Genomic DNA, 15,377 nt, shown 5'->3' with positions numbered 1-15,377 from the left:
CTGGAGTGAAGCATAATGGACGCAACAGATAAACAGGCCGTTTTCGCTGCTCTTTCCTATCTTCTGTCTTATCCTGATGAAGAATGGAGAAATGAACGCTCTGAATGGCAAAACACGATCAGCCACATTCAGCATAAACCGCTGCAAGAGCAGCTGCTCGGATTTTTGAATGATTCGGCTGCCTATTCTCCGGAGGAACTGATCGAAACATATGTCTACACGTTTGATTTCGGCAAAAAAACAAACTTATATGTCACCTATTTCAACTCCGGTGAACAGCGTGAGCGCGGACTCGAGCTTTTGCAGCTGAAAGATCTATATCAGCAATCGGGCTTTCAGCCGATTGACAAAGAACTTCCGGATTATCTGCCGCTGATGCTTGAGTTTGCCGCCCTTGCAGAACTCGAAAAAGTCAAAGCCGTTTTTCAAAAGTATTTATCCAATCTGGCAGAATTAAAATCACAGCTTCTGGAAAACGAAAGCATATATGCAGCGCTGCTCGAAGCCCTGTTAATCGGATTGGCGGAAATCGGCGTTGAAGGGACGGTGCAGGTATGATCGATCAATTACTTTGGGCCATACTCCCCTATATCGTCTTAACGGTTTTTATCGGGGGGCATATTTACCGCTATCAACATGATCAGTTTGGCTGGACAGCCAAATCAAGCGAGATGCTTGAAAAGAAAAAGCTGGCGCTTGGCAGCAGCCTCTTTCACTGGGGACTCCTCTTCGTCATCGGCGGACATGTGATGGGAATATTAATACCGGAAAGCGTTTATCACACGCTTGGCGTCTCAGAGCATATGTATCACAAAATTGCGATCGGCTTTGGACTGCCCGCCGGGATCGCTGCGCTGTCAGGACTCATCATTCTCACTTATCGGAGAATAACTGATAAACGGATTAGGAAAACAAGCTCCGCCAGTGATTTGATCACGCTCGTCGGCCTATTGTTCATGATGGTGACGGGATTGGCGGCGACGTTTTTAAACATTGATTCAAAAGGCTTTGACTACCGTACGACCATCGGGCCGTGGTTCCGAAACATTTTCTTGTTCAGACCGGACGCTTCACTTATGGCAACCGTGCCCCTCTGGTTTAAAATTCATATCGTCATGGGCTATGCCATTTTCATCGTCTGGCCATTCACGCGGCTCGTGCATGTATTCAGCATGCCGCTTAAATATTTGACAAGAAGCTATGTCGTATATCGAAAACGGGCGCCCCGCAAAAGCATATAACCTTTCTCCCTAAAGCCATTTCAGGCTTTAGGGATTTTTTTAAATAGGCAAGCTCCCATTTCTCTGTCAGAACATAGGATAAAGCAAACAAAAAGAAAGGAGCGTTTTTTGATTGCATCCATATCATCCCGCTCTATATGATCCGTATGATCCGTATCGCCAGCAATTCCCCCCAGGGCCGCCTCCAGGTGCGGGAGGGCAGACACAGCAGCAGTTTTTGCCCCCTCCTCCCAGCCAGTTTCCCCAGGACAGCGGTGTTTCAACCTTTGCCGTTGATCCGGGCGGAATCAGAAGGTGCCTTTACCGATTTACGGTTATCCGTTTAAGAAACGGAAGACGTTTCTGGTTCTTTCCGATTTTTGTCGGCCGCAATTCCATCGCGGGATACCGGTGGAGGCCGCGCCAGTACCGCTGGGTCTACTTCGGCATCGATTTGAACGAAATCACTTCTTTCAGCTGCCAATTTTAAATAAAGAAAAAAGGCGTCATGATCGATCAAATGACGCCTCTTTCAATATATCTTTCCTTATGACTCCGGTGTTTCCTTCTCTTCTCCCCAGGCTTCAGCATTCTTTAATCCAGGAATAGAGCTTGCTTTGAAAACCGGATTTTTCCCTTCTTTCCGCTGATCAGCATAATCCTTCAATACTTTGGCCGCGATTCCTGAAAGGAGCAGAATCGCAATCAGGTTAATAATCGCCATCACTCCCATAAATAAGTCCGCCATATCCCAGACAAGCTGGAAACCTGACAGCGAACCAAACATTACCATGGCGACCACGGCAATACGGTAAACGGTCATTGTGATTTTGCTCTTTTTAATAAATTCAATATTGGTTTCACCATAATAATAGTTTCCGACGATTGAGCTGAAAGCAAACAGGAAAATCGCCACGGCGACGAATACCGGCGCCCAGCTTCCGATATGATGCTGCATGGCCGCCTGTGTAATTTGAATGCCGTCAAGCTTTTTCCCAGGCGTCAAATTAAACAGGAGAATCATAAAGGCTGTCGCACTGCAAATGACGATCGTGTCAAAGAATACGCCGAGTGTTTGAATAAAGCCCTGTTTAGCCGGGTGTGACACATGAGCCGTGGCGGCCGCGTTCGGGGCGCTCCCCATTCCGGCTTCGTTTGAGAAAAGACCGCGCTTGGCACCGATAATAATCATTCCTCCAAGCGACCCGCCTGCAACCTGCTCAATGCCAAATGCATCTTTTATAATCATCGCAAAAACGGACGGCAGCTCTGAAATGTTCACCAATACGACGTACAGAGCAAGAGCGAGATAAATAATCGCCATGACGGGAACAATCAATTGTGATACGGTAACAACCCGTTTCAGACCGCCGAAAATAATAAAGGCTGTTATGACGGCTAAAACAATTCCCACGATCGTTTTATCAAAATTGAAAGCCCCTTCCATTGAACCGACAATCGTATTGGCTTGTACAGCGTTAAAAATCAAGCCGAATGTAATCGTAATTAAAACGGCGAATATAATCCCCAGCCATCTGGCGCCAAGCGCTTTTTCCATATAGTAGGCCGGACCTCCGCGAAAGTGGTCGCCGTCTTTTACCTTGTAGACTTGAGCCAATGTACTTTCAACAAAGCTTGACGCCATCCCGACAAGCGCGACAATCCACATCCAGAAAACCGCTCCCGGCCCCCCTGTTGCAACAGCAAGCGCCACACCGGTAAGATTCCCCGTTCCAACGCGCGAAGCCGCTGAAATAAAAAATGCCTGCAGGGATGACACGCCTTTTCCTTTCTCCTTTTTTTCCCCAACGATTCTGAACATCTCTATAAAAAATCGGAATTGGACAAATTTCAGCTTAAAAGTGAAATAAAGGCCCAGCCCTATTAATATATAAACTAAATAAGTCCAAATATACCCACTCGGGACATTGATCACTTTGCTCAAAATTTCTTCCATAGCACCCTCCTGAAACAAACAGATTTTGATGTTAGGTTTCTTAACATGGTAGGATTATATCATAATATTGACGGAAACATAAAAAATAGAAAATTCCGTCTTTTGAAACTCCTAATCCCTCCCCCTCCTTTTGACTATCGTCCCAATAGGCCCATTATAACAAATCAATCGATTTAATAAATTAAAAAAATCAGAAATATCTACACAAAGAAAAAATCTTGTCAATAAATCTGACTAAAATGTCACAAAAAAATCATCTTTTCTGATATCATATAATATGCTAAGATTATGAGATCAAAAGGGGGGTGAGAGCTGATGAAAAAGTCGTTGTTTCTGCAAATGTCTATGTTTTTCTTAGTCATTGCAAGCCTTCATTCGTTCTCAATGCCCCATGTGCCTATGAGCCATCATGCACAGAAGGCGGCTGTTTCAGGCGATGAACTGCACGAACTGACAGCCGGCAAGCATGGTGAAGAAAAGGCTAAATCTTTATGGGATTCGCACGGGTTAAGAGATGAATTCATACTGCTCTTGATCCTGGCTGCGGCTTCTGCCCGGGTTTATATTCTAAACCGGCTGAAAGAACATCTGAAGGCATTCATGCTCGCTGTTTTCTATCACTCTTCTTACGTTGATAAAGCACATGTTTAAAAAACCATAACCAACATAAAAAACGGGAGGTTTTAGACATGTTATTTATCATAAGAATGGTGATTATCGGACTCTTTTCCTTGACAGCTTTAAATTTGTTCGTCTTCCAGGGAATTGAAGTCATGCACGCGATTACCGATCTTTTCGACCGCCAAGACAGCTAATTTAAAAAAGAAAACACTCGCCTTTGCAATGCCCCCAAAAAGTGAGGCAATAAAAATTCATGAAGCAGTTTGATTGGCATGAGTCCGATATTGTTCCGGACTCATGCCTTTTCATTTGATCTTAATCCGGTTGTGAGTGATTTTTTTAAGGATAAAGATCGTCTTTTCTATGCGTCCCATCTCTCTAAGCGCCATGGCAGCCTTGTTCTGCCGAGTATAAAAACCAAGCTTACCCATAATAAGCGCACTGGACACCTTCCCCTCTCGAATAGAATGTGCCATCCAAAAGACACTCTATCAATATCGTTATACTCATCGAAATGTCGAAAGGATTGTCGCTCGTATCAAGAGCCCAGTCGCGAGAGCTGTCTTTGCCGATTGGGATGCAACGTTTCGGAAATTTTGTAAGTAAAAGAAAATGAAAAATAGGTTATTTCCGCAAAGGGTGTAGCTGATATTTTGTTTTTGGAACGCCTTTTGGTGCTGCTATTTAACCTGGATTTAGTTTAAATGTGACAAGTAGTTGAACATTTCTTTTTTATCAATGTTTATCGTCTTAACGTACAATTTTTCCGTTTTGCTGCCTGTATTTCTTCTAAAAAAGTTAAAATTTTTTCAAAAATTAAAACTAAATATCACATCTTTTTTACAATCGCCGCGGCTTTATTTCACATCGATAAATATAAGGTATAATATTTCTGTACCAAATAAATACCAATTACATATAGAAAGAAGATGTTCATATGAGTAAAGTATCTGGAAAAATCGCCTTTGTTACTGGCGGCGGCCAAGGAATTGGCGAAGCAATCTGCAAACGCTTGGCAGAGGATGGATTCGCCGTTGCGGTTGCAGATTATAATGAAGAAACTGCAAAAAAAGTTGCTGAGGAAATTAACCAATTTAATGGGAAAGCAATTGCGGTTAAAGTAAATGTTGCTGATCGTGATGATGTTTTTAAAGCTGTCGATGAAACCGTAAAAAGGCTTGGTGGACTTGATGTGGTTATAAATAATGCAGGTCTTGGACCAACCACCCCTATTGAAAGCATTACTTATGAAGATTATCGAAAAATTTATGATGTTAACGTCGGCGGTACTTATTGGGGAATACAAGCAGCTGTAAAAGCCTTCAAAGAACTCGGTCACGGTGGAAAAATCATTAATGCTTCTTCTCAAGCCGGTCAAGTCGGTAACCCGGGCTTGGCAGTTTACGGCGGAACAAAGTTCGCTGTTCGCGGTATTACCCAAACGGCGGCAAAAGACCTAGCTGAATTAGGTATTACTGTAAACGCCTTTTGTCCGGGTATCGTAAAAACTCCTATGATGATGGGCATTGCACAGCAAACCGCTGATGAAGCAGGCAAGCCATTTGAATGGGGAATGGAGCAATTCGCTAAAAATATTGCATTAAAACGCTTATCCGAGCCGGAAGATGTAGCAGCGTGCGTTTCCTATCTTGCAGGACCAGATTCAGATTATATGACTGGTCAAGCTCTTATCATCGATGGTGGAATGGTATTTAATTAAGTTTGAAATTTTAGAAGATCATAGTTTGTTTCACAACTTGAACGTATAAGCTGAACGAATTTCTTTCAAATATGGAGGGGGAAGTTTTCCGCCTCCATATCATGTTCACGATTTGTATATGATGAATACAAAAGCATCTTCACTTTTGAAACCCCTGTTTCAAAATGCACTAGTGCAAAGATTTCCCCTGCGATAAGCGGTGCCCAAGATAGCTTCTTTTAATTCCACTCCAAACCTCATAGGTTTATCTGGGCGCTTTTTGCGTTAACTTGTCTATTTTCTCCATTTTTCTCAATTTCCTCTAAACTGCGGCCTCGAGTTTCAGGGACGCGTGTCCGGATAAATACAACTCCAAGTAAACAAATCACACCGAAGATTGCAAACACAGCTTCTTGAGACATCGAAGCGGTCATAATAGGAAATAGCAATCCAACCAAGAAAGAACCAATCCAGTTAAATGATGAAGCTAATCCAGACGCACGCCCGCGAATTGCCAGCGGGAAAATTTCTCCAACTATGACCCAAGTTAAAGGAGCCCACGTGAATGAATAAAGTGCTACATAGATACTTAAAAAGACAACCATCATCATCGGATTTGCATTAGGAATTAATATATTCAATATTGCCGGCAAAATAAAGGATAGCCCCATAATTGTTCCGCCTACTGTTAATAAAGTACGGCGATTAAATTTATCAGCAATCATCAGGAATATTAATGAACCTAGTACGAGAATAACTCCTTGAATAATTGGCCACATCAACGCTGAACTTGCTGCATTCCCTGTTGCTTTTTCTACAATCAAAGGAATATAATAAAAAATTGCGTTTGCACCCTGGAATTGTTGAAAAGCAGCAACACCCACACCGGCAATTAATAAAAAACGATATTTATTACTTAAAAGTGTAGCCCATGATGCTTTTTGATTTGCCTTTGTTTCCTCTCTGGCAGTTTCTTGAATTTGCGTTATTTCAGAATCAATCTCTTCTTTGTTAGAGCGAATATAGCTCAACACCTTGCGAGCTTCATCAAGTTTATTGTTCTTTATTAAAAAACGTGGTGATTCAGGTAACTTTAACATTCCAACATATAAGATCAAGGCAGGTACGGCAGCCAAACCAAGCATCAACCGCCATGCCATTGTTTCCGGTAAATCTTTCAATAGAAAATCAACAATGTAAGAAAGCAACATTCCAGAAACAATCATTGTTTGATTAATTCCTGACAGACGTCCACGCAAACGTGCAGGCGCCATTTCCGACATATAGGCTGGGACCAACGCAGAAGCAGCACCAACGGCCAATCCCAATAAAACCCGAGAAACAATCAAAAATAGTATCCCATTATGAGGTGCTATTCCTGACAAAATGGATCCAACAACAAAAATTAAAGCGGAAATTAAAATCATTTTGCGCCGTCCCAAACGATCAGAAAGTTGTCCGGCCAGGGCGCCTCCAAAAATAGCTCCTAACATCACCGAAGAGGTAATCCAGCCAATAACCCCGGCGTTGTCTTGAAGGTTCCAATCATGTTGCAGAAAAGGCAAAGCACCCGTCATAACGCCGATATCATAACCGAAAAGAATGCCGGCAAAAGCCCCAAAAAAATAAATGAAGCCACTTGAGATTTTCTTTTCATTAACCATTAAAGTTCCCTCCTCAAGGTTGAAATTATATTGTGCAAAAATCCCACCACCAAAACTATTGATGGCTTTTTAAGAAATAATAAAAGCGCTTTCAAACCGCAAATACATGCTAGGATATTATTTGTTGGGACTTCTCCCTAAATCTCAAGGTTTTATTCGCCTATTATTAAACGCTTTCAATTTTTCCTGAACACCGCGATAACGCTTACAAAATCATAAATATTTTGAAATCTGATATACCTATTTTTCACCTCCAAGGAAGCAGAACCTCCTCGGAGGTTAGAGGCATTACTTAATCACTACATATTCCAGGTCAACCAGCTTTGCATAAGTGATCATTTGGTCTGTTGTTACATTCAATGAAACAACTGTATGGTGACCGCCGCCATTCTCAAGCCATGCTTTCACTCCATCTTGGAAGTTAGGTTTCACTTCCCAAAGTACCCGTGCCACTGGAAGGTTTGGTGCTGGAACAGTTGGTTCATATGCAGAAACTTCGTTAATCAACAGTTTGTAATGCGTACCAAAGTCTGCCATTGAAACAACCACACCATCTCCTGCTTTTCCGTCGAACACTAAGCGTGCTGGGTCTTCACGATCACCAATACCTAATGGAGATACGATAATTTTTGGTTTGTTGCTTGCTAAAGATGGGTCAACTTCAAGCATATGTGATTGAAGGATTGATTCTTGACCGGCAGCTAATTCATATGTGTAGTCTTCCATAAAGCCAGTTGATTGGTTGCGGCTCATCACTTTGAGTAAGCGATCGAGCGCTGCAGTTTTCCAATCTCCTTCACCAGCAAAGCCATATCCTTGCGCCATCAATCGCTGGACGGCAAGACCTGGAAGTTGTTTCATTCCATATAAATCTTCAAAGTTAGTTGTGAAGGCATTGTAACCACCATCATCCAAGAAACGTTTAATGGCGATTTCATAGCTTGCTTGTACTTTTACGCTCTTCTCCCAATCTTGCTGACTGTAAGTACCATAATCAAATTCATAAAGGTCTGCGTATTCTGCAAACAAATCATTAATTTCTTTATCTGTAACCGCATTCACGTATTGAACAAGATCACCAATACCAAAGTAATCAACTGTCCAGCCAAATTGAATTTGCGCTTCAACCTTATCCCCTTCGGTAACAGCAACGTTACGCATGTTGTCACCAAAACGAGCGACCTTGATGTTGAAGCTTTCGTTATAAGCAACCGCTACGTCCATCCATTCTGCAATTTGCTGTTGCACTTCAGGGCGCTCCCAATAACCTACGACAACTTTATTTTGTTTTTTCAAGCGGGCAATGATAAAACCATATTCACGGTCACCATGAGCAGATTGGTTTAGGTTCATAAAGTCCATGTCAATCGTTGTCCATGGAATACTTTCATTAAATTGTGTCGCTAAATGAAGTAATGGTTTTTGTAATAATTTTGTCCCGCGAATCCACATTTTTGCAGGTGAGAAAGTATGCATCCAAGTGATGACACCGGCTACTTCGTCACGATAGTTTACTTCTTTCATGATGCTTGTGATTTTATCAGCACTAACAGCTAAATCTTGCAATACAAGCGGGTATGGCAAAACAGCGCTTTCATTTAATGCATCGGTCATGGCTTGTGCGTGTGCTCTGACTTCTGCTAACGTTTCTTCCCCATAAAGATGTTGTGAACCTACGACAAACCAAAATTCTTTTTTCCCTGTTGTTAACATAATAACCCTCTTTTCTTAAATTAATGGGATAATTGATAGTTTGATAGAATTGATATTACTTTTGACCATAATAAGCATTTTTACCGTGTTTTCGTAAATAATGTTTATCTAAAATACGTTGTGGCAATTCTTTTGCAAAAAGATTTAATTCTCGTGTAAATAAATTCATTTTCGCAACTTCGTCCAACACCACACTATTCAATACTGCTGATTTTACATCTTTGCCCCAAGTAAATGGACCATGACCATGAAGTAAGACACCAGGAACAGCTAAAATATCTAACCCACGCTCTTCAAATGTTTCGATGATTACATTACCTGTTTCTACTTCGTAACCACGATCAATCTCCTCTTGTGTCAAGTAACGGGCACATGGTACGGAACCATAGAATGTGTCTGCATGAGTGGTCCCCATCGCTGGAACATCAAGGCCTGCTTGAGCCCAGATTGTCGCCCAAGTTGAATGAGTGTGTACAATTCCTCCAATTTCAGGGTAATGGTTATAAAGTACTGCGTGAGTCGCTGTATCTGATGAAGGCCTCAACTCTCCCTCAACAACATTGCCATCTAAATCAACAACCACCATATCACTAGCTTTCATCGTTTCATAATCAACACCACTGGGTTTGATAACGAATAAACCGGTTTCACGGTCAATGGCACTTGCATTTCCCCATGTGTATTTCACGAGTCCATATTTAGGCAAGTCCAAATTTGCTTGAAATACTTCTTCTTTCAGTTGTTCTAACACGTCAATCCCCCCATCTTTCCACTCATAAAATCAAATGATCTACAGCGGCCTGCTCAATCATTAAACCTTTTTTGTACCGTTCGATAAATGCTTCAAATCCTTCAACATCTAATTGATCAGGGTAAATTTCTTGCCCATCAGCCTCTTGAAAGACTCTTTTGTCGAGGAAGTCTTCTAAGCTTTCTTCTTGATCTTTGTTCATCATGTAAGAAGCAAGAATAGCCATTCCCCATGCACCGCCTTCTCCGGCTGTCGCCATAACTGATACTGGCGTATTCATTGCAGCTGCAACAATTTTTTGTCCAACAAGAGGGGTTTTGAATAAACCACCATGAGCTAAAATGCTGTCAATTGCAACATTTTCTTCTTTTGTCAAAATATCCATTCCGATTTTCAAAGCAGCAAAAGCTGTAAAAAGGTGTGTCCGCATGAAGTTTGCTAAATTGAAACGACTCTCTGGTGAGCGGACAAATAATGGCCGGCCTTCTTCTAATCCTGTAATATTTTCACCGGAGAAATAACCGTAGCTTAGTAAACCACCGCCATCTGAGTCGGCTTCCAAAGCTTTATTTAACATCACTTCGAATAATTTATTCGTTTCAACCTTTTGTCCCATTGCCTCAAAAAATTCACGGAACAATCCTAGCCAAGCATTAATATCACTTGAGCAGTTATTCGCATGAACCATTCCAACCGGACTGCCGTTTGGTGTTGTTACCAAATCAATTTCCGGATATACTTTTGAAAGTTCTTTCTCTAATACAATCATGGCAAAAACTGAAGTTCCTACTGAGATGTTTCCAGTGCGTTTCCTCACACTATTCGTAGCAACCATTCCTGTTCCAGCATCGCCTTCTGGTGGACAAATTGGAATGCCTGGTTGTAAATTTTTTGATTGATCCAGAATTTTCGCACCAATTTCGGTTAATTCACCTGCTTGCTCGCCTGAAATATAAACTTTGGGGAGAATATCCTTCAGCTTCCAAGGATAACCTTTGATCGAAATCAGTTCATCAAACTGCTTGACCATCGATTCGTTGTAATTTTGCGTTGATTCATCAATTGGGAACATGCCCGAAGCATCTCCAATGCCAATTGCTTTATTACCAGTCAGTAACCAGTGAATGTACCCGGCTAAAGTGGTGATATAATCAATGCGAGGCAAATGCTTCTCTTCATTTAATATCGCTTGATAAAGGTGAGCAATACTCCACCGTTCAGGGATATTGAATTGAAATTGATCAGTTAATTCTTTTGCTGCAGCACTGGTTGTTGAGTTGCGCCAAGTTCGAAACGGAACAAGCAGCTCCCCTGTGTTGTCAAAAGCCATATACCCATGCATCATTGCAGAAAATCCAATAGAACCAATTTTGCGAATGGTGATGCCATAATTTCGTTCAACTTCTTTCTTCATTTCACTGTAAGCTGTTTGCAATCCAGTGATAATATCTACTAAGTTGTACGTCCAAAATCCATCTTCCAAGAGGTTTTCCCACTCATAGCTTCCAGATGCGATTGTTTCAAAACTACTATTAATCAACACTGCTTTAATACGTGTGGATCCGAATTCGATTCCAAGTGATGTTTCTCCCTCAGTTATCGCTTGTTTGATGTTTACTCGATTCGTTTTCACGTTACTCCCCTCTCTGATAGCGATTTCAAAATTAATCGAAAGAAGGCGCTTTCTTTTTCGCTTAACTTTATTAACAACCTTAGTATATTTTTTGTACGTACATTTGTCAACGAATAATAAAATATGTTCATATAAATATCACAACGATATTTCTGTTATTTTTCTCTTCATGTTTATAATAAAAGGTATTTGTATAACATAAAACCTAAAGAAAAAATATAATTGCTTGTTAATTTAAATAGGTGGAATCTTTTAATTCATTCAAAGCCATGATAAAATATGTCCACACAAATCATTCAATTAAAAAAATTAGAATGCGAACAACTATGAAAGAAGTGAGTGAAATGAAACCAAAGTATAAGGTCATCATTGATGATATAAAAAGTAAAATTCTTTCAGGAGTTTACAGCGTAGGAGAACAAATTCCTACTGAATCCGCCATACAAGAAGAGTACAAAGTTAGCCGGCACACTGTTCGAAAGGCCATTTTAGAACTATCGAACGAGGGATTCTTAAGAAGTGAAAAAGGGTCTGGCACTTATGTTAGTAACCAGTATCAATCAAAATCTGGCGTGAATTCCAATAATAAAACAATCGGTGTAATCACGACCTACATTTCTGATTACATTTTCCCCTCAATTATTCGTGGAATTGAAGGGAGATTGAATGAGGCTAATTATTCGTTACTATTAGCTAGTACAAATAATGATGTCGAACAAGAAAAAAAAGCTCTGGAAATGATGTTGTCATATGGCGTAGATGGTTTGATTGTTGAACCTACGAAAAGCAATCTATACAATCCCAATATTGCTTACTACCTATCGTTCAAGGAACAGGATATTCCTTTCATCATGATCAATGCTTATTATGAAGAATTAGAAGTTCCTTTTCTTTGTCTCGATGACGTGCAGTCTAGCTATCTCGCTACAAAAGAATTAATATCAAAAGGACATACACGAATTGGACTCATTTCAAAAGAGGATGATTTACAAGGAAAGTATCGAATGAAGGGGTATATAAAAGCGCTTGGCGAAGCCAAATTGCGATTTCAACCAGAGCATGTGCTTTCGTACAATACAGAGACGAAGCTGGACCTATACACAAACCTGAAGAAGTTCCTAAATGAAAATAGAGACGTGTTGACTGCAATTGTTTGCTATAACGACGAAGTAGGGTTGGAAGTAGCAAATGTATGCAGACAACTTAATATTTCTATCCCAGACAAATTATCAATTATTGGTCAGGACAATTCGTATATTGCCAAAAATGCGAATATCAAACTAACAACATTGACACACCCTCAAGAACAAATGGGGCGCGATGCAGCTGATTGGGTCATTAAGAAATTACAAGGAAAGAAGGATTTGCCAAACGAAACCTATTATCAACCGGTGTTAATTGAAGGCGAAACTGTAAAAGAGTTAGAAGTACAATAATCTTGGTGTGAACAAGGAAACCCAGTCCATCTTCACTAAAGGCGTGAACATGGACTGGGTTGTTTTACTCTGTTATCAAATAAGCAGAGAGACCTTTCATATATTTGACGCTTACTCAGCACTACAAAAAAATACGTTGTAACGGCACAACATTATATATTCAAAAAATAAGGGACTCTGCTCTAAGTATTCACTGGTGTTAGCTTGGCATGTGTGATGCCCCTGGATATTGAATTACAATTGGGTGCAGGTCGATTTCACTCCTGTCCTTGTTTGCTAATCCATACATCCGTTACTTCCCCGGCCTCATCTTCGTCAATGATGAAAGAACCGTTGCTGTAACGGTCATGAAGCTTGATATCCTTGACAAGCATCTCTTCTATAATGCCTTTTTCAGTTTGCATCGTGATTTGATCATGGTAGGAGCAGGCAAGCAGTCCGGCGATGCGGTGCGGCTTTTTCTTCAGCTCCCTCAGCATCAGGACGCCGCGTTTTGCCCTTGATGTTTTTTCAAATTCGGTGCGGTTCATTCTTTTAACAGCGCCGCGCTGCGTGACGAGGACGAGCACGTCTGAATCTTCAAGGATCTGGCCTGAGACGGCAAAATCGCCATCCTTTAAATTAACGCCTTTGACACCGGCCGCCCTGGCGCCGACGACGCTGACCTCTTCCTCTGTAAACCATAAACCGTAGCCCGAGTGTGTCGCGATAAACACGTCTTTCGCTCCATCTGTTACATGAACGTCGATCACTTCATCATCGCCTTTTAGGTTCAGGGCGACTAAAGCCTTCGAATAGCGCTGCGCTTTATATTGAAGAAGCGGTGTTCTTTTCGCCATTCCGTTTTTCGTGAAAAACAGCAGATATTCTGATTCTGTAAATTCCTTGACCGGTATCGCCTTTACGATCGATTCATCACTGTCAATCGAAATGATATTCGTAATATGCTGACCCAAGTCTTTCCATCTGATATCCGGAAGCTGGTGGACTGGACAATATACATAGCTTCCTTTATTCGTAAACAGGAGCAGCACATCAGTCGTATTCATTTCCAGCTGACAAAGCAGGCGGTCCGTATCTTTCATGCCGAAATCCTGGCCGTTTGAAGCAGCGAAAGATCTCTGGCTTGTTCGTTTGATGTAGCCGTCTTTCGTCACCGTAACATAAACATCTTCAGAGGCCACCATGACTTCGAGATTGATTTTAATCTCTTCGATTTTTTCTTCGATCACAGACAGCCTGTCGCCCGCATAGGCTTTTTTGACTTTTCTCAGATTGTCCTTGATGACCTTCAGCAGCTTCTTGTCATTGGAGAGAATCGCTTCAAGCTCGTTTATTTTTTGCTCAAGCTCTTTTGCCTCTTCTTGCAATGCCGTAATATCGGTATTGGTCAATCTGTAAAGCTGTAATGAAACAATCGCTTCAGCCTGCGGCTCTGTGAAGGCAAACTTGGCAATCAGGTTGTTTTTGGCATCCCGCTTATCATTTGATGAACGGATCGTTGCAATGACATCATCCAGGATGGACAATGCTTTCATTAAACCTTCGACGATATGATGCCGTTCCTTCGCTTTTTTCAGCTCATACTGAGAACGATTTGTGATGACTTCCTTCTGGTGCCCGATATAAGCATCAAGAATAGAGGTCAGATTCATCAGCATCGGCCTTCTGTTATGGATGGCCACCATGTTAAAGTTATATGGAATTTGCAAATCGGTGTTTTTGTATAAGAAATTTAATACGCCTTGGGCATCCGCTTCTTTTTTGAGCTCAATGACGATTCTGAGGCCTGTGCGGTCGGTCTCGTCGCGGACTTCTGATATCCCTTCGACTTTCCGCTCAATCCTGAATTCATCCATCTTCTTCACTAAATTCGCCTTGTTGACTTCAAACGGGATTTCGGTAATCACGATTTGCTCACGGCCGCCTCTGATCGTTTCGATCTCGGCTTTTCCCCTGATGATGATTTTGCCTTTTCCCGTTTCATAGGCTTTTTTGATACCCTCTTTTCCCTGGATGATTCCTCCTGTTGGAAAATCAGGACCTGTAATGAACTCCATTAAATCATCAACACTGCAGTTCGGAGAATCAATCCGCTTAATGACGGCATCGATGACTTCTCCGAGGTGATGCGGCGGAATGTCTGTCGCATAGCCGGCTGAAATCCCGGTCGATCCGTTGACGAGCAGATTCGGGAACATCGCCGGAAGGACGACAGGCTCCTTGCTTGTATCATCAAAGTTTGGAACGAATTCAACCGTATCTTTATCAATATCGCGCAAAAGCTCTGCGGCGATCGATGCAAGCCGCGCCTCCGTATACCGCATCGCAGCCGGCGGGTCTCCGTCGATGCTTCCGTTGTTTCCGTGCATTTCAATCAAAACGTTGCGGACCTTCCAATCCTGGCTCATCCTCACCATCGCTTCGTAGACGGAACTGTCCCCGTGCGGATGGTAGTTCCCGATCACATTACCGACCGTTTTCGCGGCTTTGCGGAAGTTTTTGTCATGTGTGTTTCCTTCCGCGTGCATGGCGTATAGAATTCTCCTTTGCACCGGCTTCAGCCCGTCGCGCGCATCAGGAAGCGCCCGGTCCTGAATGATGTATTTGCTGTATCGGCCGAAACGGTCGCCGATCACGTCTTCCAATGGTAAATCATGATAAATCTCTGGCTGTGCCATTT

13 protein-coding genes and 1 pseudogene are annotated in these 15,377 nt (G+C 41.8%); 7 read left to right on the top strand and 7 right to left on the bottom strand.

Annotated features, from left to right (window positions below):
* The first annotated feature begins 15 nt into the window (after positions 1-15).
* The 3 genes from narJ to R5H20_RS11845 all read left to right on the top strand — a co-directional run bounded on the left by narJ (position 16) and on the right by R5H20_RS11845 (position 1,710).
* Entirely contained in the window at positions 16-558 is a 543-nt protein-coding gene (gene narJ / locus R5H20_RS11855) for a nitrate reductase molybdenum cofactor assembly chaperone (RefSeq protein WP_006637062.1), read from the top strand.
* Positions 555-1,241, top strand: a complete 687-nt coding sequence (gene narI, locus R5H20_RS11850; RefSeq protein ID WP_006637061.1) for a respiratory nitrate reductase subunit gamma — start codon at positions 555-557, stop codon at positions 1,239-1,241. Before narJ ends, narI begins: the two co-directional genes overlap by 4 nt.
* A 112-nt stretch (positions 1,242-1,353) precedes the next feature.
* Complete coding sequence (locus R5H20_RS11845; RefSeq protein ID WP_006637058.1) at positions 1,354-1,710, top strand: hypothetical protein; 357 nt, start codon at positions 1,354-1,356, stop codon at positions 1,708-1,710.
* Positions 1,711-1,767: 57 nt separating this feature from the next.
* On the opposite strand, the gene R5H20_RS11840 is transcribed toward R5H20_RS11845, so the two are convergent.
* Positions 1,768-3,177, bottom strand: a complete 1,410-nt coding sequence (locus tag R5H20_RS11840) for an alanine/glycine:cation symporter family protein (RefSeq protein ID WP_006637057.1) — start codon at positions 3,175-3,177, stop codon at positions 1,768-1,770.
* Between the two features lie 315 nt (positions 3,178-3,492).
* On the opposite strand from R5H20_RS11840, the gene R5H20_RS11835 reads away from it, so the two are divergent.
* Together R5H20_RS11835 and R5H20_RS11830 are read left to right on the top strand one after the other, a co-directional pair.
* The gene (locus R5H20_RS11835) at positions 3,493-3,828 is read left to right on the top strand and encodes a hypothetical protein (RefSeq protein WP_006637056.1); all 336 of its coding nucleotides are present in this window, start codon (positions 3,493-3,495) and stop codon (positions 3,826-3,828) included.
* Positions 3,829-3,866: 38 nt separating this feature from the next.
* Positions 3,867-3,992 (top strand): hypothetical protein, encoded by a 126-nt coding sequence (locus R5H20_RS11830; RefSeq protein ID WP_006637055.1) that lies wholly within the window; start codon positions 3,867-3,869, stop codon positions 3,990-3,992.
* A 120-nt stretch (positions 3,993-4,112) separates the two neighbouring features.
* Here the strand turns inward: R5H20_RS11830 and R5H20_RS11825 are convergent.
* Positions 4,113-4,283: pseudogene (locus R5H20_RS11825) on the bottom strand (Tn3 family transposase); the annotation flags it as partial.
* A gap of 452 nt (positions 4,284-4,735) precedes the next feature.
* On the opposite strand from R5H20_RS11825, the gene R5H20_RS11820 reads away from it, so the two are divergent.
* Positions 4,736-5,518: a (S)-acetoin forming diacetyl reductase gene (locus R5H20_RS11820; RefSeq protein WP_006637053.1), complete on the top strand. Its 783-nt coding sequence runs from the start codon at positions 4,736-4,738 to the stop codon at positions 5,516-5,518.
* Positions 5,519-5,754: 236 nt separating this feature from the next.
* Here the strand turns inward: R5H20_RS11820 and R5H20_RS11815 are convergent, their stop codons facing one another.
* The 4 genes from R5H20_RS11815 to R5H20_RS11800 form a co-directional block, all read right to left on the bottom strand.
* Positions 5,755-7,161, bottom strand: coding sequence for a sugar porter family MFS transporter (locus R5H20_RS11815; RefSeq protein ID WP_006637052.1), 1,407 nt, complete (start codon positions 7,159-7,161; stop codon positions 5,755-5,757).
* 288 nt (positions 7,162-7,449) lie between these two features.
* Entirely contained in the window at positions 7,450-8,874 is a 1,425-nt protein-coding gene (araA, locus tag R5H20_RS11810; protein WP_006637051.1) for an L-arabinose isomerase, read from the bottom strand.
* A gap of 55 nt (positions 8,875-8,929) precedes the next feature.
* The gene (locus tag R5H20_RS11805) at positions 8,930-9,625 is read right to left on the bottom strand and encodes an L-ribulose-5-phosphate 4-epimerase (protein ID WP_006637050.1); all 696 of its coding nucleotides are present in this window, start codon (positions 9,623-9,625) and stop codon (positions 8,930-8,932) included.
* Between the two features lie 22 nt (positions 9,626-9,647).
* Complete coding sequence (locus tag R5H20_RS11800; protein WP_006637049.1) at positions 9,648-11,258, bottom strand: xylulokinase; 1,611 nt, start codon at positions 11,256-11,258, stop codon at positions 9,648-9,650.
* 344 nt (positions 11,259-11,602) lie between these two features.
* Here R5H20_RS11800 and R5H20_RS11795 point away from each other — a divergent pair, with 344 nt between their 5' ends.
* A complete protein-coding gene (locus tag R5H20_RS11795; RefSeq protein WP_006637048.1) occupies positions 11,603-12,694 on the top strand; it encodes a GntR family transcriptional regulator in 1,092 nt (363 codons plus the stop codon).
* A 257-nt stretch (positions 12,695-12,951) separates the two neighbouring features.
* On the opposite strand, the gene parC is transcribed toward R5H20_RS11795, so the two are convergent.
* A complete protein-coding gene (gene parC, locus R5H20_RS11790; protein ID WP_006637047.1) occupies positions 12,952-15,375 on the bottom strand; it encodes a DNA topoisomerase IV subunit A in 2,424 nt (807 codons plus the stop codon).
* Positions 15,376-15,377: the final 2 nt, after the last annotated feature.

The organism is Bacillus sp. KICET-3, assembly GCF_033261025.1.
Taxonomy (GTDB): domain Bacteria; phylum Bacillota; class Bacilli; order Bacillales; family Bacillaceae; genus Bacillus; species Bacillus sonorensis.
Note: the sequence above shows the minus strand (reverse complement) of the source record. Positions and strands in the feature narration are given on the sequence as shown.

Coding starts and splice junctions, on each gene's coding strand:
- narJ (WP_006637062.1), top strand. CDS start 16: ATGGACGCAACAGATAAACAGGCCGTTTTCGCTGCTCTTTCCTATCTT.
- R5H20_RS11820 (WP_006637053.1), top strand. CDS start 4,736: ATGAGTAAAGTATCTGGAAAAATCGCCTTTGTTACTGGCGGCGGCCAA.
- R5H20_RS11795 (WP_006637048.1), top strand. CDS start 11,603: ATGAAACCAAAGTATAAGGTCATCATTGATGATATAAAAAGTAAAATT.
- R5H20_RS11815 (WP_006637052.1), bottom strand. CDS start 7,161: ATGGTTAATGAAAAGAAAATCTCAAGTGGCTTCATTTATTTTTTTGGG.
- R5H20_RS11840 (WP_006637057.1), bottom strand. CDS start 3,177: ATGGAAGAAATTTTGAGCAAAGTGATCAATGTCCCGAGTGGGTATATT.
- narI (WP_006637061.1), top strand. CDS start 555: ATGATCGATCAATTACTTTGGGCCATACTCCCCTATATCGTCTTAACG.
- R5H20_RS11835 (WP_006637056.1), top strand. CDS start 3,493: ATGAAAAAGTCGTTGTTTCTGCAAATGTCTATGTTTTTCTTAGTCATT.
- araA (WP_006637051.1), bottom strand. CDS start 8,874: ATGTTAACAACAGGGAAAAAAGAATTTTGGTTTGTCGTAGGTTCACAA.
- parC (WP_006637047.1), bottom strand. CDS start 15,375: ATGGCACAGCCAGAGATTTATCATGATTTACCATTGGAAGACGTGATC.
- R5H20_RS11830 (WP_006637055.1), top strand. CDS start 3,867: ATGTTATTTATCATAAGAATGGTGATTATCGGACTCTTTTCCTTGACA.